This is a genomic window from Limnobacter sp. (genome assembly GCF_046297615.1).
Classification (GTDB): Bacteria; Pseudomonadota; Gammaproteobacteria; order Burkholderiales; family Burkholderiaceae_B; genus Limnobacter.
In genome coordinates this window covers 35733-58285 of the sequence record NZ_JBKBHM010000007.1, presented here as the reverse complement: position 1 = coordinate 58285, position 22553 = coordinate 35733, and the positions used below count along the sequence as shown (strand labels likewise).

Here is a 22553-nt window from a genome sequence, read left to right as displayed (position 1 = left end):
GTTATTGTTCCACCCAGATTGGCGAGCTCCACGCCCGCTCTTGTTGCGTAATGAATCGGAAGTCACCCCGGAAGCTGCCGGGCTCACCTTCAATGCGACAGCAGCCTTCGTAACCAGAAAAGCCACTGCTGGCCGGGAACAGGCCGTTGGACTTGTCCAGCAAATCGCAGCGCACGCCTTTGGCCACACACTTTTGGGTGGTCCAGCGGCAGGAATGGTTTTCAAGCGCGCGGGCGTAATATGACGCGCCGAGTTTGGGGTCGTATTGCTTGTCTTGGAACACCGCGCACAACTGCTCCGGGCCTGACAATGGCGTTTGGCACTGGTTGGTCGGCATCGGGGCGGATTTGTTTTCAAGCAGGGTGATGATCTTCTGTTCCGTCACGTGGTTGGCGTTGGCCCAGGTTTTGATCAGTTCCAGTTTCTGCAAAGGAATGCCGGGCTCGTCGCCACCGGGGTCCTGTACGGCATAGGCCACGATGTAGGGCCCACCCGACGTGGCTTTCAGCGATCCACCCATGGGCACACCCTGCACCAAGCCTTCTTCAATGGGGCTTTCACCGCGTGCCAGTCGGTCACAGATGTCGGCAGGAAACGGACTGGTTGAAGCCAGGGTGCGAATACGCATCCGCGAGCCCGAGGTTGCGAATGTTTCGCGCCGTTTCAGGGCTGCAAAAATTTCTTTACGGGTGTTTTCGCGGGCCCACACCCCGGCCAAACCGCCGGGTGTGAAGTTGGAGGCCACGGGGTTGAAATAGCGGTCCTGGCAATTGGCCGGGTTGGCCGGGTCACCTTTACCCACGGGTGGCTTGATGCCCAGAATCGGGTCGGTAGGCAGTGCAGGTGGCCTGCATTCCCAACGCCCCAGGGCTTCGGGAGGCTCATCGTCAAGCACACCGCCGTGTCCAGTGTTGACTGCAAACTTCTTCTTGTCGGTGTTGCCGGCGATGCCGTTGTGGGTGTCACTTGAGCCGATGAAACCGTACTGATAGGGGTTCACACCCAATTTGCGTTTCAAGGCCATGCCTTCGGGCAGTACGTTACGCGCGTAGTCCAGTGGCGCGGAGCAGTCGTCAGGGCTGGATACGCCGGGCGACACACTGGTACAGGGCTGCACAGCGTGAATGGACGATTTCGAACCGCTGTAACGATTGACCTGGCAGAACAGTGGGTCGGTCGCCTTGCCTTTGCACACCAGTTTGCATTCGGCGGGGTCGTCTGCCTTGCCTCGGCACAGTGTTTTCCATTCTTCGAAGGAGCAGTTGCCGGCTTCTTCACCGCTGAGGTTATTGAACCCGGTTATGCACTCACTGGACCCTTTGTGCTGGATGATTTCCATGATGCGGTCCAACGAGTTGCGCAGCATGGCATCGCCTTGGGTCAACGTGGCGTTGTTGCGCGCCAGTGGCAGACCAGTATTCACTTCCCGCACACGGGCAAAACGCCCATCGCTTTGGTTCATGCTGTGCGGAATGGTGACCACGTCACACCCGGCGACACCAAGGCACTCTGTTTTCAAACGGTCGAACAAACCCCATTCGTCGTTGGTGTTGTCGTTGGTCGGCAGGAAGGGTACCGAGCTGACCACGTCGGTAGGCACGGTTTCATTGGCAAAAATCACGTTTCGGTGAAGCACCTGCCCGCCTTTGTTCGACGAAAATTCATAGCCATTGAAGGTGGTGAACTTGCAGGGTTCGTTCTCGGAATTGGCGATGGCTTGAATGTCCTGCCAGGTGCGTGTGCTGGGCACGTTACGGCCCGCGCTGGTCACCACTTGCAGATAGAGCGGCACTTGGCCCGTGATGAATGCGGAAATATTGTCGCGAATAAAGCCGCCGAACACATCGCATGCGGGGTTGGTGCCCGCTGGAATATTACCCTGCACTTGGCAGATGTTAAAGAAGGTCCCCAATTGTTCAGCGTGTTCAGTAACGGCTGCAAAATCAAGAGGGCGGCCAATGTTGATTTGCCGAACAGGGGTGTCTGGGTCGCCGCCGGAGGGCAAAAAGGCAGGGTCGCCTTTGGCAAAGCGATACGCTTCGCGTGGCCCGTTGATGGAGTTGAAAAAGTAAGCGTCGAACGACAGCTTGGTGTGGATGTGCAAGTCGCCGAAGTAAGCCTGTTTGCGCACTGTGGTGTTGGTACATTCCTTGTCCGTTGGCACTTCTGCGGGTTGCAGGGTAGAGCCGCCCGTGGTTTGAGTGGGGCTGTCGGACGAGCCCAAACACCCGGTCAATGAAAGGGCCAGCAAGGCTGCTGACAGGCTGATGCCCAATGACAGGCCTCTTCGGGCCAAGGTGGTGTGATTCAGGTGTTCAGACATAGACCATCATCCTTTCAACAGTCCAAAACAGCGCGAACCCACCGGTCAACATCACCAGTGCATGTTCAGCCCAATCGCGCAAGGGCGGCAGCCCCATGGCAGACACGCGCCGAAGGGCGAGAAAACCCAACCCGAGAGCGCCAACAATCAAAATCTGACCCGCTTCAATGCCCACGTTGAACGCCAACAGGGTGGGAAGAAGTTGATCAGCGGGAAATCCTTTGTCTTGCATCGACAGGGCAAAGCCCGAGCCATGCAACAGGCCAAACAGAAGCACCACGGGTGCGCTGGTGGTGTGGTGTCGGTTCATGGCCAATTGAAAGGCCAGCCACAACACACTCAGTGCAATCCAGGCTTCAATGGCCCGTGTAGGAACGACCAACACATCCATGGCCACAAGGGCCAAGGTCAGGCTGTGCCCAACAGTGAACAGGGTGAATAGGGCCACCAAACGGCGCACGGCCTCACCGCTGCGCCACCACAGAATGAACAGGCCGATCACAAACAGCACATGGTCCAGGCCAAACACAATGTGCTCCACGCCTGTGATGAAATAGCTTTGCAGGCTGAGGTCGGGTGCCTCGCCCGGGGCCAGCGACATGTCCGGGCGCTGCGGGGTCAGTACACCTTGAATCAGGGGTTGGTCTGCGGTTTGCACCTGAACAATCAGGTCAGGGGACAGCCGGGTAAAACCGCTTGCTTTCAGTCGGTGGTGTTGCAAGGCCGTGCTGCAATTCAACAGCGCATGCTGCACCACCTCATTGTCGCCTTCCCATTCGTTGCGCACATCATGCAGTTCGCAGGCGGGTTCAAACTGGAAGTCAATGGGTGGCAAACGCCCGTCTGCGGATTGGCTGCGCTTGAAAATCAACACAGCCTGCCCAGCCCCAAATTCTCGAATGGATAGGGCAGATGTGCCCATTTCATGGGCCACAGCCGGCCCCACTATGGCCCAGCCCAGCGCCGCAATCAGAATGCGATGCCACAGGCCCTTCACGGTTGCTCCACCACACGGTATTGCGACATCAGTGCTTGCACCGAAGCCCGGTTGACTTCCTCGCGTTGGGCCGCTTCCAGGTCGCGTTGAACCAGCAGACGTGCTTCATTCAAAGTCAGGGTGCGCCCCGCAGACACCGATTGCACTTTCACGATGTGAACACCCAAACCCGATTGAATCGGGTCGGACCAGACACCCGGCTGCAGGGCCAGAATCTGTTCAGTGGGGCGGCTTCCCAATTCGCGCCTAAGCCGGTCTTCATCCCATGATGACAAGCCCGATGGCAAGGGGAAAGGGTCGCTTTGCGCCGCCGCTTGGCCCGCCCGAAGCTGGGTGGCCAGTGTGCGGGCTTCTTCAATCACACCATCGCCGCGCTTGGCCCGGCTCAGGAAAACATGTTCCATCGCCACTTCCCGGCCGGTGCGATAACGTTCGGCGTGGGTGCCCAGCCATTGCGCCAGTTGTGCATCATCAGGCTTTTGCAGGGGCGTCATGTCTTCCATCAGGAAGCGCATTTTCTGAACCACCCGGCGTTTGACAATCAAGTCGTCCTGGTGAAGGCCCAGTTTCATGCCTTCCCGGTACAGCACTTCCTCTTCAAGGAATTTCTGCAAGGCTTCATCGAAGTCCATCTGCACAGCGAGGCTTCCACTGGGCTGGCTCAATTGTTCACGAATGAAATTGCGGTAGTTCTCATCGACCACGATGGTTTTGTGATCAGTGTCCTCTGGCGATCGCCATTCAGCCACTGCAATGGCGGCGGCCACAGCAACAAATCCAATCAAGGTCCAATGAGGTTTCATCGTGTGTTTAAACCTTCAACATTTTCCAGATGCCGCGCGGCATCTTGCCCATGAAGGGCTTGATGAAGCGCCAGGGGTAGCCGGGTACGACGCCGACCGCCTTCTTGTGTTCAATGTGGTTGGCCATTTCGCGGGCGGCCTGCTCGGCAGACACCAGAAATGGAAACTGCTCCATGTTGTCCACGATCTCTGTTTTGACGAAGCCGGGTAGAATCTGCGTGAACACTATGTTGTGACGGGCCAATTCGATGGCCGCACATTCCATATACATGGAAAACGCCGCTTTGGTTGCACAATAGGCGGCTTGTTTGGGAATCGGGTTCAGCGAAGCCAGCGAGGAGATGCCCACCACATGGCCACCGCCCTGGGCCCGGAAGTATTTGGTGGCGGCGTGCACTGTGGCAATTGCCCCATTGATGTTGGTTTGAATGATGCCCAGTTCCGCTTCGAGTTCGTCTTTGCCCACCTTGGTCAAAGAGTTGATGCCTGCGTTGACAACGACAATGTCAACCTTCGTAAAACTGCCCATGAGTTGCGAAAGCACAGGGTCCACCGACGCCGTGTCGTTCACGTCCAGGCGTGCTGTTTCAACCCGAAGGGCCGGGTTGGCTTCATGAATCTGCTGCTTTAGCTCATTCAGTTTGTCTTCGCGACGTGCGGTCAGCGCCAGGTTGTAGCCTCGCTTGGCCATCTCAAGGGCCAGCGCTTTGCCGATGCCAGACGATGCGCCGGTGATCAGTGCGGTTTTGTTCATGCTGCGTTCTCCAAAGTCCGTGGCAATGATTCGATGGCCACGGAAAGTGCCACGCGTTTGACGCGCGGCAGGTTCATGTCAAGTAAGTGCTCGGCTTTGTGCTGGGCCAACCATTGGGCAATGGCCGCTTTGTCCTGGGGTGTGGCAGCGTGATACTCGTCCATGGCGCGCTGAACCATCCAGATCATGTAGGGCAGGGCGCCACGGCGGAACGGACGGCCAGCCATTTCAGTGGTGGCCATGCCAATTCGGCGCGGCAGTGTTTTTTCTATGCCGTGTTTTTCCGCGTAAGCAGTGGCCTGCTGGCCAATCATCTCCACCAGGGGAATGAATTCGTGAAACACGGAATGAAATACATGGTTCAGGCTGACCGGTATGCCGTCATTGTCTGCCAGTGGTTGGTTGGCAAACCCAGCCGGGTTTTTCATGCGTTCCAGCCAGGCACTTAAATGCTTGCGTGGGTCAATCAGTTCCCGTTTGGGCCAGGGGTCGCGGCCCAAATGCCCATACATGGTGCCGACCAGGCCGAAATCACCCAGCGAGGGGCGCTGGCCCAACAGGAAGGGGTGCTGGGCGAAATGGGCATCCAGACTGTCCAGCATCAGATCAGTCCATCGGTCCATGGTGTCGTATTGCTCGGGGATGATGCCCACATACGGCAACATGCTGCGCAGAAACTTGGCCGGTTTGGCAGCGGCCTTCTTCTGAAGGAACCAAGGCATGCCGGGCAGCAGGGCTTTGCCCGCATCGTGCTCAAATAGGGTGTAGTTTTCGGGGTGGTTCCAGCGTGTGTGCATGGCAATGGGCACCCACCATTCATCACCCCAAGCCTCGAGTAGCCGTGAGGCGAAGCGCTGCACCGGTGTGCCCGGCAGCACGGGGTTATTCGGGTACTCCGCCTCTATGCGGTCAATGATGATGCTGGTGTCTTGAATCCATTCGCCCGACTGGCTGCGCAGCACTGGCATGACAGCAGCCCCGGTGGCTTTCTTGATGGTGCGCATCAAGGTGTGTATGTTCACGGGTTTCAAGGTGTAGCTGACCTGTTTGTAGTTCAGGTAGCACAAAGCCTTGCCTGTGAAATAGGACAGATGCCAGCCAAAAAGGGTGTAATGTTGACTCATTGTCGACCTTCTTCGAGGTTTGTGCGTTAGAACTTGTCTCCGAGTGAGATTCATTAGACAATACGATTTACAGCATGTCAATTTCTAATTGCATGCCCCGGTGCTATGCCGGGTCGAAACATGAGGACATAAACCCATGGAGATCGAAGCAGTGAGGGAAAAAAGACCATATCTGGGTCGTGAAGACCGCCGTCGCGTATTGCTGGACAAAGCAGCCGAAATGGTGGAAACACAGGGCTGGTCCATCCTGACCATGAGCGCGCTGGCCGAGCAGGCTGGCGTCAGCCGACAACTGGTGTATCAGCATTTCCCCAACCTATCCAGCTTGTTGGCTGCCACAGCCATGACCGTGTTCATGAACACGGCCCAAGGCACGGAAAAGGCCATTGCCGACAACCGGAACAACCTGAGGCAAGCCATTCGTGCGGCCGCCATTGTGTCGCTTGATTTACCCCGCGGCCGCGGTGATGCGTTGTGGCAGTTGTTGTCCGGCACTGGCTTGGGTTCGCCTGAACTGGAGTTCATTCGGCAGGGCATTCGGGACACAGTGCTGACCCTTTGGGAGCCCATGTTCAGCAAGTTGACGAACGTTGAAGACGCCACCTCGGCCCGCGCCATGGCCTGGATGCTCATCATGGCCTTCTGGGGCATGCGTCAAATGGTGCGTGACTCCCTGATCACGCGTGATCAGGGTTTGGACGAGCTTGACCGCCTCTTGGGCCGAGTGCTGCCCGATTCCTTCTGACCGACACTACCCACCAAAGCCAGCACCGTGCGTAACATCACGGCTTTGGCTTTGGTGACGCTGAGGTTCTGGTCCCGTCGCAGCCTCATCCAGGTTTCAACACTCAAGGCTAGGTCCAAGGCTTCAAACAGGGTTTCATCCCGAACCATCTCTTTTGGTAAAAACTGCTCCAGCAGCATGCGTTGCAGTGCCACTGTGGTGGCGTGTTGTTCCCGAAGAAATGGCGATTCGTGTTGGTGTGCCCGGTTGGACACAAACACCGGCATCAGTTGTTCAAACACGCCTGTGCGTCGCTCAATGGCGTGTTTCAACTTGTCCTGAACGGTATCGCCTTGTACTGGTTTGGCCAACACGGGGGCTGCCACCAATTGCGCCTGAAGGCTGACTTCGCGGTACAGGGTTTCCATGTCTTCGAAGTGCCGAAACACCGTGCGCAAGCCCACGCCTGCGCGTTCGGAAACCATTTCGGCTGTCGGTGAAATCACGCCTTCGTGGGTCAACTGCATCAGGGCTTCTACAATCAGCCTGCGGTTTTCCTGCCCACGGGCTTTGCGGCCATCGGTGTGCGGTTGGTTTACCATGTGCGCCCCACAAAACGCCCTTTGCGCTGCGCAGCAATCGGCAGTTGGCCCAAGGCGTTGTCCACCGGGGCATTCACGGGTGCTTTCAGTGCGTCGTTCAGTTCTGGGTATTCCAGCGCCAGCATGGCCCGTTGTTGGGCAGGCAGCGCCTGAAAGCGCAACCGCAAACGTTGGTAGCGCCAGGCCCTGTAGCGGTGGGTTGGAATCTTGATGCGTGTGCCTTGGCTGTTGAACACAAACCGCCATTGGCCATTCAACACCCCTTCCTCATTGGCCTGCATGTAAGGAATGAATTCAGCAATCAGAATGCGCAGCAGAGGGGCCAGCGTCTGGTGGCTCACCGCTGTAAAAGGCACTTTCTCAAACCGGTCCAGTTTCACATTCCACAACCGTGCAACCCATTCCATCACGTTCGGTGCATCTCTCCGCATGATGCCTGCCGGGGTGGGGTCGCTGAAAAAATGACGGAACATGGAGCCAAAAAAACCATAGTCCGCCAATGTAGGGCGCTCGCCCAGCACATAAGCCTGTTGAGCAAGCACCTTCTCAAGCGCTGAAAGGCACTCGGTGTAATGGGCTTCGATGCGCTTGCGGGTGCCGCGGGTAAAGCCATCTAGAAACAGAAAATGCAGGCGTTGGCGGGCCGTGATCAACATTCGCCGCAGGAAGGTGGGCAGTGGAACATCGCGCATCATGCCCTCGGCCAAGCGCTGGCCCATCAAGCGGGCGTCTTTGGCATTGGCCCACCGGTAAACCAGGGCAGGGCGCCAAAGCCATTCATCGGCGAAGTCTTCCAGCAACTGCGCCATGAACACCGTCATCGGGTCGCTTGGGGTGATGGTGCTGCGTTTGTCTTTGTCTTCAAGAAAAGGAATGATCAGGGTGGTGTCCGACAACCATTGGCCTGCGTGCCACTCCACTTGCGGCATTTGGGCCACGCCTGTGGCTTTGCCGCAGCGTTTGAAGTCGCCCGTGTCCATCTCGATCAGCTCGTAGGCGATGCCCTTGCCCCGCAGGTAACCTTCCAGTTTGCCTGTGAAATAGGACAGGTCCAGGCCGTGGACTCGCAGTGGTTTGGGGATCGACATTCGGGGTCCTTGTGTAATTCTTGGAGTTTGAATATAGTGACACAAAGAGTGCCACTAGTTAAGTGGTCCCAACGATAAAAACATCAGGAGACAGCATGACACAGGGCGGAAATCCAAAACAGATGAAGCGGCGGGCCTTTCTCACCGGCATGGCTGCCGGTGCGGCGGGCGCGGGTGTGGTGGGCAGCGGTGCTTATGTGGCGGTCAGCAAAGCCAAAACATTGATCACGCCATCGTCCTTGCCGCCAGGTGAAGCGGCCCAAGTGGCCCTGTCGTTTGCTGATTCCCGCCCGGCCAACACTGAAAAAGCCAAAGCCCCCGCTGGTTCTCCCAATGTGGTGGTCATTCTGCTCGACGATTGCGGCTTTGCCGACTTGGGCTGTTACGGCAGTGAAATTCGCACACCGAATGTGGACAAGATTGCCGAAGCTGGTCTGCGTTACAACAATTTCCGAACCTGCTCCATGTGTTCGCCCACCCGCGCATCGTTCCTCACCGGGTTGAACCACCACAGCGCAGGCATGGGTTGGTTGGCTGACATCGATGCGGGCTACCCGGGTTATCGGGGGGACCTGACCCACGAGGCAGCCACCCTGGCTGAAGTGTTGCGGGATTCAGGTTGGTCAACTTTCTTGGTGGGCAAATGGCATGTGAACAACGCCCACAGCACCGGGGCCAATGGCCCTTACGACAACTGGCCAACGCAGCGCGGCTTTGACAGGGCATACTGGTTTCAAGGGCACTCCACCGACTACTTCAAACCCTCGGAGTTGTTTGAGGGCACGGCCCCGGTTGAGCCACCCGATCAGCCTGATTATTTCGTCACCGACGACCTCACCGAAAAAGCCATCACCTACCTGCGCACCCAGCAGGCGCTGGAACCCGGCAAGCCGTTTTACTTGCACCTGGCCTACCCTGGCCCACATTCACCCTTGCAAGCCCCAGCCGCTGACCGCGATGCCTACAAAGGCCAGTACGACCAAGGTTGGGATGCAGTGCGTGCGCAACGCCTTGAGCGCCAGAAGAAGTTGGGTTTGATGCCCGAGACGGTCGAGCTGCCACCCCTGTCTTTTGGTTCTGAGAGCTGGGACAAAGTGCCTGCGGCGCACCGCAAAGTGATGTCCCGTTACATGGAGGTGTTTGCAGGGCTGATGAGTCGCATGGACCGCAACATCGGCCGCCTCATGAGCACCTTGGACGAGTTGGGTGTGCGTGAGAACACCATTGTGTTGCTGTTCTCGGACAACGGTGGTTCAGCCGAAGGCACCCCCACAGGCACTCCCAACGTGTTTGCGCCTGCATTTGGCCGCCCCATCCCCGTGGAAGAGGCTGCACAACTGTACGACCAGATGGGCGAGGAGGGCACCTTCCCCCATTACCCCATGGGCTGGGCCGCCTGTTCCAACACACCATTCAAGATGTACAAACAATATGCGCACCTCGGCGGTGTGTCAGACCCATTGATTGTCAGTTGGCCCAAAGGGATTGCTGCCAAAGGTGAAGTGCGCAGCAACTTTGTTCATGTGGTGGACCTGTTTCCCACGCTGCTGGAGGCCACCGGTGCCAAGCGTGCACCCACCTACAAAGGCCAGCCACAGAAGGCGATTGAAGGCCAGAGTGTGCTGCCTACCTTTGCCAACCCACAGGCCCCCACGCGCAACGAACAGTATTTCGAACTGAGTGGCCACCGCGCGTACATGGAGGGCAACTGGCGGCTGGTGGTGCGCCACGAACGCGGCACGCCTTTTGAAAATGATGTGTGGGAGCTGTACGACCTGTCCAAAGACCCCAATGAGTTGAACAACAAAGCCAAGGAACACCCGGAAATTGTCAAACGCCTGATGGACAAATGGCTGCAGGCCGCCCAGAAATACAATGTGCTGCCGCTGGATGACCGTAACCTCGTGATTCGCCTTGCGCAGGACAGGCAGGACAAAAGCCTGCGTTCCAAGTGGGATTTGCGCCCGCCGATTGAACGACTGGCCCGAGATGTGGCCCCCATCGTGTGTGGCTTGTCGCACCGAATTCGCATTGAATGCGAGCGCCCGGCCGGCAAAGGGGAAGGGGTGCTGGTGGCCCAAGGCGCCAAGTATGCAGGTTGGGTACTGTACGTTCAGGACGGCCTGTTGTGTTACGAACAAAGCCTTGTGCCTTATGTGGAGCGCATCGTATCCAAAACCCCGTTGCCCGAAGGCAAGCTGGTTGTTGAGTATGTGCAGAACATGACCGCGCGGCCTTTTGATGGCGAAGGAACCTTGTTGGTCAATGGCAAGGAAGTGGCCAAGCACACCTTCAAGCGTGTCTTGTTCTCGACCAGTTACGATGGCTTTACAGTGGGCGAAGACTTGGGCAACCAGGTGTCCACCCGCTACAAAGGCCCGAACCGGTTCCAGGGCACCATTCAGCGCATTACCATCGACGTGGACACACGCAAAACCAACCCGGTTGAAATGCTGCGGTTCATCAACCAGATGGGCATTCGGGTTTGAGCATTTGTGACGTTCCCGGTGGGCGTTTCCTTATGGGGTCCAATGACCATTACCCCGAGGAACGCCCAGCCCGCTGGGTCGAGGTTCCACCCTTCCGGATGGACCTCACACCGGTGACTGTGTCCCGGTTCAACGCCTTTGTTCAGGAGACTGGGTATGTGACTGTGGCCGAGCAGCGTGGTCATTCCCATGTGTTTGTGATGACCCAAGGCCCTGTGCCACTGAATGACCCCTCGGCGTGGTGGCGCGCTGCGGCCGGCGCCTCATGGCGATGCCCCAGCGGGCAAGGTTCTGAAGCGCTGGCGGACCACCCGGTGGTGCACATCGCCCTCGCTGATGCCAAAGCCTACGCCGCTTGGGCTGGGGGCAGCTTGCCCACCGAGGCGCAGTGGGAATATGCAGCCCGTGGTGGTTTGCAGGGCCAGCCCTACGCCTGGGGTGCTGAGTTTGCACCCGACGGCCAGCGCATGGCCCATGTGTGGCGGGGGGCATTTCCTTGGTACGTTCCTGAAGGCCATGTGGCCGGCACCGTTCCCGTAGGCCAGTTTCCGGCCAACGGGTTCGGCTTGCTGGACATGATTGGCAACACTTGGGAATGGACTTTGACCCAATTCATTGCAGGCTCATCCAGTGAGCCTGTGAAATCCTGTTGTTCCAAGTCGGCTGATGAAGGCATGGCGTGGGCCGTGAAAGGGGGCTCGCACCTGTGCGCTGCCGAGTATTGCCTTCGCTATCGGCCTGCAGCCCGCACTGCGATGCAGGGCAACCACACCACCTCACACCTTGGGTTTCGTTGTGTGTATTCTGCACAGCCATGAAAAAAGGGCCTACCGAGGTAGGCCCTAAAGACACGACTGCTAAGTTGTAATCAGAATCAGAACCGCTCGATCACGCCCACTGAGAAGAAGTGCAGGTTCAAGTCGGTGGTACCGTTGAAGTTAGCACCTGATACCTCAACTGGCGTGATGGACTTGTTGTTGCCCACAGCGCCAGCCTTGATATCCAGCAATTGATAACCCACGGAAAGGGTGGTGTCGCGGCTCAAGTCATAGCTGGCCCCGATGCCGTAAAACTGACGGTCGTTGTCCGGCAGAATCGGCACGCGCAAATCGTCCTTCACCACACCGTTTTCACGGGCATAGCCCGCATGCAGCGTCAAGCGTTTGTAGAGGCGGTAGTTCAGACCGAATCGATACGAATGGGCCACCTGGAAATTCTGGGGAATGTCCTCGAGTACACGATTGTTCGATTCGCGTACGAAACGGATCTGACTGACCGTGTAGTCCTGCCGCGTGTAAGTGGCCATCAGGTCCAGCTTGGGGGTGGCGTGGTGAAACACCGTCAAGCGAAGTTCATCCGGAAAATCGATGTCCTGCTTGATGCGTTGGAACGGCGCCAAATCCCCGGCAGCCTGTGGGCCGTTGGCACCCAGTACTGGGCCTAACAGGGCAATTTCAGGGCCTTGGAGGAATTCCCGAAAAGCAGCTGTGTTTTCGTTCTCATTCACCTCAAGTTTGCCCGTGTTGCCGCGGAAACGGGTTTTGGGGCGATAGGATGCGCCAATTCGCGTACGTTCGGTGGGCTCCCACAGCAGACCGGCCTGGCCGTTGAAGGCCCAACCGAACATTCTCAGCGATGCGTCGGTTTCGCCGGGAATCGTGGCCGCTGGGTTGATGGCTGAGTAAGCGTCCAGCACGGGTGCAGAACCCGGGGCCAGCTTGTTGATCGCATCGCGGAAATTCAGACGCAGTTTAATCGACTGAAAGTAACGCTCATAAGACCCGTTGAAACCCACGGACAGGGTAGGGCTCATTTTGTAGCCAAAGCCCAAGTTCAAGCGTGTCACCTTGAAGTCGATTTCACGGCCTTGCCCACGCCCCGGGAAGTTTTGGTCATAACGCGCCATCAAACCATGTGAGCCCGAGGCACTGAAGCCCATCACCAGCTTTTCGTTCACGGGAATGGCAATGAACAATGCTGGAATCAGCAAGGCAGCGTCGTACCCATCGCGGCGGTTGAAGGTCTGCCCCGCAGAGCCTTGAGTGCCTTGCGCGGTGGGCGCACCGTCGTTGTTGATGTTGGAACGGTAGCTGTTCTCGAACGCTGCAAAAGCAGCGGTGTTCACCAGCTCGGCGCGCTTCAAACGGGTCAGGGCGGCCGGGTTGAAGAAGATGACTGAAGCGTCACCCCCTTCAGCGGCCTGGCCCGCGCCAGCCGTGGCTGCACCTTGGGTGTACTGGTTGTCGTTGGCTGTGCCCCCTGCAAATAGGGGGGTCGACCACAGGGATGCGATGGCCATTGCAAGGCTGGTTTGAACCAGCCTTGCGCCAAGGCGGTGTTGCAACACTTTCATGGGCTTGTCTCCTGCCTCTCTTCTCTGAATTAGCTGGGAACCGTGGTCTTTGCCCGGTTTCCCGATTTATTGTGTTCAGGTGCTGCTGAAAATAATTGACTGATGAGTTATTAACCTTACTGTCAGCCCTCTCTAAGGAAATTCGAGTAATGTTTCTAAACGTGATACTTGTCGAAATGTGAACTGGATGCAAGTCAGCGAAGGGGGGCAGCGCTGTATCAGGGCCAAGAATGTCCGGAAAGGTCAATCAATCGTTCGGTGGAAAACACGACTGGCCAGAACGCCGTTGGCGATGCCTTAGTAAGGCGCTTCACCGTCTTTCAGGATGCGAATTTGAATGTCATGCCAGATCTGCTGGCCCAGTGCGTTGAACTGTTCCACTTGGGCGAAAAACTCATCGCGCAATGCCCGGTCAATCCACGCATCAGGCAGCAAAGGGTCGTGGCGCACTTGGTAAATCGCTTCGCTGCCCACCAGATACGCTTCACGAGCCGCCCGCTCCAAAGCCATTTTTTGGTAGCCCTTCAACCAGTTCTGCATTTTCTGAAGGTGGCTTTTGTACAGCCGCTCCAGCTTTCGCGCGTCCCAGAGCGCCTGTATTTCTTGCGCTTGGTTCTGGTTGCGTGGCGTCATCCAGTTCAGGGCCAAATCAGGCTCAACGCCTTTGTCCAGCAGGCGGGTGTGAAGGCCATCAATGCCCCAGGCCAGGTTGTCTGGCCGTACAAACACACCGGGCAGCCAGACTTTGAAGCCATGCATACCCAACGCCCGTTCGCGGGCCTGAACCTGTTGCCTGTCTTTACGCCCGAGGTTGGTGGTGATGGCCACGATGAACTGGCCGTTCCAGGCCTGAGCAATGCCCAGCCGCTGCGACCAATCGCGAACATCGTCACCGGTGGGGGCAGCCCGGGTGCCCAAGGCATACACCCCACGCGACACCGATTTCAAATGTCCCTCGGCGCTTAACCGTGTCAGCGCAACGCGCACATGGTTTTCTGACACACCAAACAGTTGGCACGCCACCACCATGTGGGCCGCCTTCACCGGCTTGCCCTTGGCTGCAAGCATGAGGCCAAGAATCAGTTGTTTGGGTGAGGCTTTGGATTGCACAGACAATGCGGAGAAAAGAGGTCAAACAAGGCAAGCATAACCTGCCTTGTCTGTTGCAGGTGGATTACCAGCTGGTCTCGCGCTCAGGCGTTGCGCTTACTTTGTGAATCGTCAAGTCTGCACCGTTGAATTCCTGCTCTTCATCCAGACGAATGCCGACCGCAGTTTTCAATACGCCGTACACCACGAAACCGCCAACGCCAGCGAACACCACACCGCCTGCGGTGCCAATCAGTTGGCTGATCAGGCTGACGCCGCCCATACCGCCCAAGGCCTCCTGACCGAACACGCCTGCTGCAATGCCGCCCAGTGCACCGCACAGGCCATGCAAAGGCCACACGCCCAGCACATCATCAATTTTCAAGCGGTTTTGGGTCAGCGTGAACATGTAAACGAACAGCACACCCGCAATACCACCGGTGGCCAATGCACCCAGGGGGTGCATGATGTCGCTGCCTGCGCACACGGCCACCAAGCCCGCCAGTGGGCCGTTGTAGGTGAAGCCGGGGTCGTTGCGGCCCATGAGCATCGCCGTCAAGGTGCCGCCCACCATGGCCATCAGGCTGTTGACAGCCACCAAGCCCGAGATCCCCGCAATTTTCTGCGCGCTCATCACGTTGAAGCCGAACCAGCCCACTGCCAGAACCCAACTGCCCAAGGCCAGGAAAGGAATCGAGGAGGGAGGGTGGCTGACCACGCGCCCGTCCTTGCTGTACCGGCCACGGCGTGCACCCAGCATGATGACTGCGCCCAAGGCCAGCCAGCCGCCCACCGCGTGAACAACGATGCTGCCTGCGAAGTCGCGGAACGGGGCCCCAAAACTGGCCTGCAGCCATTCTTGAATGCCAAAGTTACCGTTCCACACCATGCCTTCGAAGAAGGGGTATACCACGCCAACAATGATGGCGGTGGCTGCCAGTTGCGGCCCAAACTTGGCCCGTTCGGCGATGCCGCCGGAAATGATGGCGGGAATGGCTGCTGCAAAAGTCAGCAGGAAGAAGAATTTAACCAAGCCATAGCCGTTGTCGACATTCAGGGTGGCGGCTGGCGAATAGAACGACACACCGTAGGCCACCAAGTAGCCCAGAAAGAAATACGCAATCGTGCTGACTGCAAAATCGGACAAAATTTTAACCAGCGCGTTGACCTGGTTTTTGTTTCGAACCGTACCGACTTCCAGAAAGGCGAAGCCCGCGTGCATCGCAAGCACCATGATGGCGCCTAAAAGCACAAAAAGAGTGTCTAAAGCAAGCTGTAGTTGTTCCATTTTGGTGAATTTTTGGAGTTTGACAGGATGTGCACCCCATTGGAGCAAACATGATGCCAAGTGTTTTGCACCGAAGTGGTGCTTTGTCGGCTGTAAGGCAATTGGAATGTTTCTTTCTGGACGACAAGGCCGGCTTGCGCGACACTGAGGGCCGTTGACATTGTGTCAACCTGTTGAAACTCACCGCATCCATGGAGTACGCCCGTGAGCAAAGCCGCCCCCAAATTCAAAACCATCGACATCGATGGCAAACAACGCTATTACGAACCCGCCCCAAGCGGCATCAGCGCCAAGAATTTCAAGAAGGTGGTTGAAAGCCGCCGTTCGGTGCGCAAATTCACTGACAAGCCCATTCCCAAGGAAGTGCTCGACGATTGCCTGGACATGGCGTTGCTGGCCCCTTGTTCATCAGGTTTGCAGCCGTGGGAGTTTTATGTGGTCAAATCGCCGGACAAAAAGCGCCAATTGGTCAAAGCTTGCCTGGGGCAACTGGCCGCCAAAACAGCGCAGGAATTGATTGTCTGCGTGGCCCGGGTTGACCGCGTCAGCGATTTTTCCAAGAAGATGATTCAGGAATGGCCAATGCCTGAAGTGCCGCCTCTGGTTCGTCGCTATTACCAATTGATTCCCTACAACTATGCTCCGGGCCCTTTGAACAGCTTCGCGCTGGTCAAAAAAGCCGCATCAAATGTGGGCGGTTTGATTGCCCCTTTGCCCCGTGGCCCGTACACCCGTGCCGAAGTGGAGCTTTGGGCAGCCAAGAGTGCCGCCTTGGCTTGTGAAAACCTGGTGCTGGCGTTCCGCGCCCACGGGTTCGACACCTGCATGATGGAAGGTTACGATGAGGCCCGTGTGCGCAGCCTGTTGAAACTGGACGATGGTGCTTTCCCGATCATGGTGATTGGTGCGGGTGAGCGTGCTGACGATGGGGTGTTCTGGCCACAGGTTCGCTTCGAGCGCGAGCTGTTTGTTCACGAAATCTGAACCCAATCGTTCGCTGTTCAGTGGCCTTGGCCCATGGGCATTACGCCAGTTCAGCCAAGGCCAGCCTGCTCCAGTACAGGGCTTGCGCGTTGCCCAATTGAAGGGCCACCGCACGTTGTTGCAGCGCAAGGGCTTTTTTCGCCAAGGCGTCTTCCCGGGCCTTCAATGCGTCGATGGAAGTCAACCGGAGCTCGGTGAAACTGTCCATGACCACTTGGTGCCAGTGCCCTAGCGTCTCTTCATTCATGAACGACCATTGAATGTTACCCAACCTTAGAATGCCCAAGGCATCGGGTTGGTGGCCCACTGAACTGATCTTCACCTGTTCTTGGTGGACGGCCCGGCAGTCGGTGGTGTCCAGCGGCACAGTCAAACCCCAAGCCCGCAATTCAAAACGCTCTGGCACATAGTGCAGCGCCAGTGATGGGCTGAGGTGCAACACCCCTTGAAACACATGCTTGATGCACCACCCAGCCCATTGCGGGGGCATGGCGTCGGGCAAACCTTGGGCGGCCACCCCCATCACCTGGAAGGCGGGCCAAGTCAGTCCGCTGATCATGCTTTTTTGCGCGAGGCTGCAGTGTCACCACCGAGGGCCGCGTTGCGGGCCTTGCTCTCCAGCATTTCAACAGTCACCAGGGTGCTGACTGCAATGGAAAGGGTGGAGCCCGAGGGGTGCTCGGTGGCGTCCAACACCCAGTTTTGGCGGGTTTGCACCAGCCGTTGGGGGGACACTTCCCGCGTCACCAAGGCCTTGTTGCCTTTCTCCTTCAATTGAAGGCGGAGCCTTTGGCGGCGCACCGTGGCCAAGGCAATGGTGTCCAGCAGCGGTACATCGTCTGTGGGCGCGTGGGCCACATCCACCACGATGCGCTTTTGAACCTCAGAGGCGCGGTGGCCTTCACCTTCCAGCAATGCTGCGATTCGGCTTTCAATGCTTTGCACGCTGGCGGCAAGCAGGCTTTTTGGGGGCAGCGCCCCAAGGTGCTGCCACGCGGCGAGCAGGGCATGCAGTTCAGGGGTGGGTAGCCAGGCGCGTGCGGCTTTGTAGCGGGTGCCTTTGCTGGTTTTTGGGGCCGGGTCTGCCGCGAATCGGTAACCCCCTGCTTTTCGGTCGAACACGATGGGTGCGTGCAAGCGGTCGCGCAGATGTGTCAGGTCGCGTTTCAGAGTGGCCCAAGACACGCCCAAGCGCTTGAGCAGCGCCTCCTTGGTCATCAAGCCATTAGCGTGCAGTGCTTGGTCTATTTGTAAAAACCGGTCGTTAATGCTCATGGTCAGGCCTCCCAAAGCGCGTTTCCAAGTGCATGAACCTTAACACAGGCTCACGGTTTGAGCTTGACCAAACGGGGCAAAAGCAGCCCCCCAATCAGGCGGGGCTTCGTTCTGTCAGGCCAGATTGGTCAGCCCGCGGGGTTGGCCTCACATTTTTTCATGAATGAGTTTTTGGCAGCGCCGGCCAGCTTTTTGCCATCTTTGCTGACGGCGCGCTCTTCACAACTGGCTTTGTTGGCTTCACCCACACATTTCTTCATGAAGGAATTTTTGGCAGCACCGGCCAGTGGTTTGCCGTCTTTGCTGACCGCCTTGGCTTCACAGGCTTGCTGGGCCGGTTCGGCATGGGCCACCGGGGACAAAAGTGCTGCTGCAATCAGGGTAGTCAAGGCCAATCGATTCATGGTCACACCTTATTGTGGGTTGGAAGGGCTTGCAGTACAGTCGCATCGCAAGGCCGCAAATGGCTGTACCTTGCTGATGTTAACCCTCTCACTCTGGCCTGTACAGGCACTCCTTCTCGGAACCCAATGATGATGAACAGCGCCGTGTTACACCAACTCGATAGGCCTTTGGTTCAGGCGCCCATGGCTGGTTCTCAAGACCATCGCCTTGCCATTGCGGTGGGTTTGTCTGGCGGGCTGGGTTCCTTGCCTTGCGCCATGCTCACGCCCGAACAAATGGTGTCTGAACTGCGCCTGTTGCGTACTCAGTGGAGCGGGCCCATCAACGTCAACTTTTTTGCACACACACCACCTCAGCCTGATGAAGCCGTTAACCAGGCCTGGCTGCGTATTCTCAAGCCCTTGTACGACGAGTTTGGCGTTGGCTTGGACGAGGTGGTGCCCGGCCCTGGCCGTCAGCCCTTCAACTCCACTTACCTGGATGCGCTGGCCCCCTTCAAACCGGAGGTGGTTAGCTTTCATTTTGGTTTGCCCTACAGCGCCATGCTTGAACCCATCAAGGGATGGGGCGGTGAAGTGTGGAGTTCAGCCACCACGGTGGATGAAGCACGGTGGCTGCAGGCCCACGGGGCCGACGTCATCATTGCTCAAGGGCTGGAGGCGGGCGGTCATCGCGGGCATTTTCTGAGCCCTGATTTGTCTGTTCAGTGCGGCACTTTTGCCTTGTTGCCCCAAGTGGTGGCCGCTGTGCAGTGCCCTGTGGTGGCGGCGGGTGGTGTGGCGACATCCCAAGGGGTGCAGGCCGCCTTGGCCTTGGGGGCCAGTGCCGTTCAGGTGGGCAGCGCGTTTCTGTTGGCCCATGAATCAACCACCACACAGGTACACCGGGCTGCACTGAAAGCCTCGCCTTTAACCCCGACGGCTTTGACCAACCTGTTCAGTGGCCGGCCAGCCCGTGGCTTGGTGAATCGCCTGATGAAAGACCTCGGTGCCCTGCATCCCGGCGCACCAGCATTCCCCTTGGCCACACCGCTGTTGGCACCGCTGCGTGCTGCGGTTGAGCGTCAAGGTTTGGGCGATTGTTCGCCCCTGTGGTGTGGCCAGCACCTCGCTGTTCAGCACGAGGAGCCTGCCGAAATGATCGTTGCCCGCTTGTGCGCCGGGCTCAAACCGAGATCTTGAATGGCGTGAAGTTGGTGTTGGTGTCGAAGTGGTCAACTTGCTCCGCCGCTTTCAAGCGCTTAACCACCCAGTAAGTCAGGGGTGTGGCCACCACCTCCCAACTGGTTTTGAGCACATACTGCGTCAGCATCACTGTCAGTAACTGCTCAGTCGTCATCACGCCCCAAAACGCGATGGAATAGAACAGGGCCGAATCAATCAATTCGCCCACCAGTGTGGAACCAATGGTGCGGGTCCACAGCCAACGGCCTTGGGTCCACACCTTCATTTTGGCCAGCACGTAACTGTTGGCAAAACTGCCTGCCCAAAATGCAATCAAGGACGCCAACACAATTCTCCAGGTGTTGCCAAACACGGTTTCTATGGCGGGTTGTCGGTCGGCCCAAAACGGTGCTGCCGGCAAATTGACCACCACAAAAGCCATGAACGAGGCAAAGCCCAATGCGGCAAAACCGGCCCACACGGCGCGACGGTCACGGCCATAGCCATACACCTCGGTGAGAATGTCACCGAACAAATAGGACACCGGGAAAAACAGCACCCCAGCCCCGAAGGTGACCAATCCAACCACGGGCAAGTCTAACTGAGCGATTTTGGCCGGACCAATCAAGTTGGAGCACAACAGGGCGACCACAAAGGCCGTCAAAATAAGGTCGTAGTACTTGAACTGGCGAGGGCCTTGCTGTGGGTGCATCTGGCATGCGTCCGGTGTGGGGTAATTGTTGATTGTACCCAGCGTTAATGCATTCCTGCCAACACTTGGTATCCTTGTGCCAGAACGCAATCAATAACAACAACACACCGCAGGAGACACGCCCCGCAAGGGCGGACACTGGCATGAAAGATCCACTGAAAGCCGTAGAGCTGATATCTGAAACCTTGGTGCGCGCTGCCTTGCGTGTGGCGTTTAAGCCTGCCGCCAAATTGCCATTGAGCCTGCCGGCCTTGCGCAGGGGTCTGGATGTCAGCTCCAAGCTGTTTCCAGTGCGGGGTGATGCACAGGTTGAGATGACCGAGATTGCGGGTTGCCCTGTGGCTATCATCAAACCGAAATCCGCCACCCCACAGGCCACCATCGTTCACTTGCATGGCGGCGCCTTTTTTGCGGGTTCCATCAAAACCCATTTGGGTATGGCAGCAGAAATGGCGGTGCGTGCCGAGGCCACCGTGGTGCTGCCGGAATACCGGCTTGCGCCGGAGCACCCGTTTCCTGCGGCGATTGATGATTGCCAAGCCGTGTACGACGCGTTGATGGACCAGTATGTGGACCCTGCAAATACATTCATCAGCGGCGATTCGGCAGGCGGCAGTCTGGCACTGAGCCTGGCCCAGCGGCTGCGCGACGATGGTGGGGAGTTGCCCGCAGGCATCGTTCTGATCTCCCCCTACCTGGACTTGAGCCTCAGCGGCCAAACCATCCAGAGCAAGGCCAAACTGGACCCGATGCTCAGCATCGATTTCCTCAAGCGCGGCGGGGATGCTTACCGTGGGGAAGTGGCCTGTGCAGACCCCTTGGTGTCGCCTTTGTTCGGAGACTTGGGTGGTTTGCCACCGATGCTGATTCAGTGCGGCACCGATGAGGTACTGCTGGATGACACGGAGCGTTTGGTGGACGCGCTGGCCCAGGCCGGGGGGGTGAGCACTTGCACCATTTACCCCCGCATGTGGCACGATTTTCAGATGTTCAACCTGCTGATTGGCACGGCCGACAAAGCGCTGTACGAAATCGCTGACTTTGTCCGCCGTTGACCCATCACCGGGCCATCACATGTGTTTTCTGACAAACACCTTGATGGCCTGGGCACACATGAACGGGGTTTCGATCATCGGCAAGTGACCGACATGGTCGAACAGACACAGTTCAGACCGCTTGATGATTCGGGCGAACGTCAGCGCGCAGCTGGGGTGTAGTACCCGGTCTTCTTTGCCCCACATCACCAGGGTTGGCGTGGAAATGTTCTCGAAATTGGCTTTGGTGTAATCGGGCCGCCGACCGCACATTTCCCGAAACAGAAAGGTGTTCACGTCCTTGCGGTGCAGCAGCTCCGAGGCTGAAAAGAACGCCGCCGATGCAGCCAGGGCCTTGTTGTGAAACACGAGGTCGGTCAGCTTCATCACATCAATCGGGTCGCGGGGAATCAAGCGGTTTTTGCCGCGCAGCAACTCGTCCACAAACTCAGTGTGTTCTTCGCCGGGCAGGCCCAAGGCATCCATCAACACCGAGGTGGTCACGAGTTTCGGATAGCGCGCAGTCAACAGGCCCGCCAGTGCTCCCCCCATCGAATTGCCCACGACGTTGACCTTGTGCACACCGATGTCGGCCAGCCAATCATGCAAGCGCTCGGTCTGTTCCTCAAGGCCGTAATGGCGGTCCGGGTTAAAACCGCTTTCACCCCAGCCGGGCAGGTCGGGCATCAACACCCGGAAACTGCCCGCAAAAAATGGCAGCAGCGGCAGCCAATGCTCTTTGGCGGCCGAGAAACCGTGAAGCAACAGCAGAACGGGAAGGTGTTCACTGCCTGATTCAAGCCAAACCAGCTTGTCTTTGCCCACACCAATGCGTTTGCGGTGCACGCCTACAAAGCCCCCGTAGATGGGGTTAAGGCGGTTCAGGCTGAACAGTTTGGGGCGCCAGTCGTCCAGAATATGCTGGTCCGGCGCATCGCTGTGCTTCAGAAAATTCACGCCCACGGTATCAAAGTACTGCTCGACCAGTTGGGCCCCTTCAGACATGGGCGGAGGTGTCGGCTTGGTACGCCGTGTGGTGGCTTTCAGCAAAATGGTGCCTCTGACAGGAACGTTGTAATTGATTAGGCATACATATCACCCAAAAAGGTGGCATGAGTTTGAAGCCCGGTCAATAACAAATATCGACAACATGTTGCATTTCTGTAATGTTTTTTGAGCAAAATTCAGCCGAAACGCAGTGCAGCATTGTCACAAGTCATTCAACGCTCAAAGGAAAGTTCTGTGCAGGGCCTGTGGGCTTTTGCATGACCGCATTGCCGCCCTCGGGTGTGTTTTGTCCGCTCTTGAGGGTGCATGTACTCAATCTGAAATGCCACTCTGCCCGG

At 57.6% G+C, this 22553-nt stretch carries 21 protein-coding genes; 6 read left to right on the top strand and 15 right to left on the bottom strand.

All coding sequences use genetic code 11. The annotated features are described in order from the left end of the window. Position 1: 1 nt before the first annotated feature. Genes ACK4FF_RS13565 through ACK4FF_RS13545 form a run of 5 tightly spaced genes read right to left on the bottom strand, consistent with a single transcriptional unit; the run spans position 2 to position 6001 of the window. A complete protein-coding gene (locus tag ACK4FF_RS13565; protein ID WP_409710360.1) occupies positions 2-2323 on the bottom strand; it encodes a DUF3604 domain-containing protein in 2322 nt (773 codons plus the stop codon). After that, complete coding sequence (locus ACK4FF_RS13560; protein WP_409710357.1) at positions 2316-3320, bottom strand: HupE/UreJ family protein; 1005 nt, start codon at positions 3318-3320, stop codon at positions 2316-2318. The genes ACK4FF_RS13565 and ACK4FF_RS13560 overlap by 8 nt, the downstream gene beginning before the upstream one ends. Further along, positions 3317-4123 (bottom strand): peptidyl-prolyl cis-trans isomerase, encoded by an 807-nt coding sequence (locus tag ACK4FF_RS13555; protein WP_409710354.1) that lies wholly within the window; start codon positions 4121-4123, stop codon positions 3317-3319. The genes ACK4FF_RS13560 and ACK4FF_RS13555 overlap by 4 nt, the downstream gene beginning before the upstream one ends. A gap of 7 nt (positions 4124-4130) precedes the next feature. Continuing rightward, positions 4131-4877 carry an SDR family NAD(P)-dependent oxidoreductase gene (locus ACK4FF_RS13550; protein WP_409710351.1) on the bottom strand — a complete coding sequence of 249 codons (747 nt, stop codon included), beginning with the start codon at positions 4875-4877 and terminating at the stop codon, positions 4131-4133. Continuing rightward, positions 4874-6001 (bottom strand): glutathione S-transferase family protein, encoded by a 1128-nt coding sequence (locus ACK4FF_RS13545; RefSeq protein WP_409710348.1) that lies wholly within the window; start codon positions 5999-6001, stop codon positions 4874-4876. Before ACK4FF_RS13545 ends, ACK4FF_RS13550 begins: the two co-directional genes overlap by 4 nt. 136 nt (positions 6002-6137) lie before the next feature. Between ACK4FF_RS13545 and ACK4FF_RS13540 the strand changes: the two genes are divergently transcribed. Beyond that, positions 6138-6746 (top strand): TetR/AcrR family transcriptional regulator, encoded by a 609-nt coding sequence (locus tag ACK4FF_RS13540; RefSeq protein ID WP_409710345.1) that lies wholly within the window; start codon positions 6138-6140, stop codon positions 6744-6746. Here ACK4FF_RS13540 and ACK4FF_RS13535 read toward each other — a convergent pair. Beyond that, on the bottom strand, positions 6689-7327 hold the full coding sequence (locus ACK4FF_RS13535; RefSeq protein WP_409710342.1) for a TetR/AcrR family transcriptional regulator: 639 nt from the start codon (positions 7325-7327) through the stop codon (positions 6689-6691). The genes ACK4FF_RS13540 and ACK4FF_RS13535 overlap by 58 nt on opposite strands. Continuing rightward, positions 7321-8415 (bottom strand): glutathione binding-like protein, encoded by a 1095-nt coding sequence (locus tag ACK4FF_RS13530; RefSeq protein ID WP_409710339.1) that lies wholly within the window; start codon positions 8413-8415, stop codon positions 7321-7323. Before ACK4FF_RS13530 ends, ACK4FF_RS13535 begins: the two co-directional genes overlap by 7 nt. A gap of 95 nt (positions 8416-8510) precedes the next feature. Between ACK4FF_RS13530 and ACK4FF_RS13525 the strand changes: the two genes are divergently transcribed. Further along, positions 8511-10904: an arylsulfatase gene (locus ACK4FF_RS13525; RefSeq protein WP_409710336.1), complete on the top strand. Its 2394-nt coding sequence runs from the start codon at positions 8511-8513 to the stop codon at positions 10902-10904. Beyond that, entirely contained in the window at positions 10901-11722 is an 822-nt protein-coding gene (locus ACK4FF_RS13520; RefSeq protein ID WP_409710333.1) for an SUMF1/EgtB/PvdO family nonheme iron enzyme, read from the top strand. Before ACK4FF_RS13525 ends, ACK4FF_RS13520 begins: the two co-directional genes overlap by 4 nt. Positions 11723-11778: 56 nt before the next feature. Here ACK4FF_RS13520 and ACK4FF_RS13515 read toward each other — a convergent pair whose 3' ends face one another. The 3 genes from ACK4FF_RS13515 to ACK4FF_RS13505 all read right to left on the bottom strand — a co-directional run bounded on the left by ACK4FF_RS13515 (position 11779) and on the right by ACK4FF_RS13505 (position 15634). Continuing rightward, complete coding sequence (locus ACK4FF_RS13515) at positions 11779-13257, bottom strand: OmpP1/FadL family transporter (RefSeq protein ID WP_409710330.1); 1479 nt, start codon at positions 13255-13257, stop codon at positions 11779-11781. A gap of 297 nt (positions 13258-13554) precedes the next feature. Next, the gene (locus ACK4FF_RS13510; protein WP_409710327.1) at positions 13555-14367 is read right to left on the bottom strand and encodes a hypothetical protein; all 813 of its coding nucleotides are present in this window, start codon (positions 14365-14367) and stop codon (positions 13555-13557) included. 64 nt (positions 14368-14431) lie between these two features. Beyond that, entirely contained in the window at positions 14432-15634 is a 1203-nt protein-coding gene (locus ACK4FF_RS13505; RefSeq protein WP_409710325.1) for an ammonium transporter, read from the bottom strand. A 204-nt stretch (positions 15635-15838) separates the two neighbouring features. On the opposite strand from ACK4FF_RS13505, the gene ACK4FF_RS13500 reads away from it, so the two are divergent. Continuing rightward, positions 15839-16618 carry a nitroreductase family protein gene (locus ACK4FF_RS13500; protein ID WP_409710322.1) on the top strand — a complete coding sequence of 260 codons (780 nt, stop codon included), beginning with the start codon at positions 15839-15841 and terminating at the stop codon, positions 16616-16618. Between the two features lie 40 nt (positions 16619-16658). On the opposite strand, the gene ACK4FF_RS13495 is transcribed toward ACK4FF_RS13500, so the two are convergent. The 3 genes from ACK4FF_RS13495 to ACK4FF_RS13485 all read right to left on the bottom strand — a co-directional run bounded on the left by ACK4FF_RS13495 (position 16659) and on the right by ACK4FF_RS13485 (position 18297). Next, positions 16659-17177 (bottom strand): hypothetical protein, encoded by a 519-nt coding sequence (locus tag ACK4FF_RS13495; protein ID WP_409710319.1) that lies wholly within the window; start codon positions 17175-17177, stop codon positions 16659-16661. Then, entirely contained in the window at positions 17174-17893 is a 720-nt protein-coding gene (locus tag ACK4FF_RS13490; protein WP_409710316.1) for a helix-turn-helix transcriptional regulator, read from the bottom strand. The genes ACK4FF_RS13495 and ACK4FF_RS13490 overlap by 4 nt, the downstream gene beginning before the upstream one ends. 128 nt (positions 17894-18021) lie before the next feature. Further along, the gene (locus ACK4FF_RS13485; RefSeq protein ID WP_409710313.1) at positions 18022-18297 is read right to left on the bottom strand and encodes a hypothetical protein; all 276 of its coding nucleotides are present in this window, start codon (positions 18295-18297) and stop codon (positions 18022-18024) included. A gap of 132 nt (positions 18298-18429) precedes the next feature. Between ACK4FF_RS13485 and ACK4FF_RS13480 the strand changes: the two genes are divergently transcribed. Further along, positions 18430-19479 (top strand): NAD(P)H-dependent flavin oxidoreductase, encoded by a 1050-nt coding sequence (locus ACK4FF_RS13480; protein WP_409710823.1) that lies wholly within the window; start codon positions 18430-18432, stop codon positions 19477-19479. Here the strand turns inward: ACK4FF_RS13480 and ACK4FF_RS13475 are convergent. After that, entirely contained in the window at positions 19463-20173 is a 711-nt protein-coding gene (locus tag ACK4FF_RS13475; protein ID WP_409710310.1) for a queuosine precursor transporter, read from the bottom strand. The genes ACK4FF_RS13480 and ACK4FF_RS13475 overlap by 17 nt on opposite strands. 143 nt (positions 20174-20316) lie before the next feature. Between ACK4FF_RS13475 and ACK4FF_RS13470 the strand changes: the two genes are divergently transcribed. Further along, positions 20317-21228, top strand: coding sequence for an alpha/beta hydrolase (locus tag ACK4FF_RS13470; protein WP_409710307.1), 912 nt, complete (start codon positions 20317-20319; stop codon positions 21226-21228). A gap of 15 nt (positions 21229-21243) precedes the next feature. On the opposite strand, the gene ACK4FF_RS13465 is transcribed toward ACK4FF_RS13470, so the two are convergent. Further along, entirely contained in the window at positions 21244-22212 is a 969-nt protein-coding gene (locus ACK4FF_RS13465) for an alpha/beta fold hydrolase (protein WP_409710303.1), read from the bottom strand. Between the last annotated feature and the right edge of the window lie 341 nt (positions 22213-22553).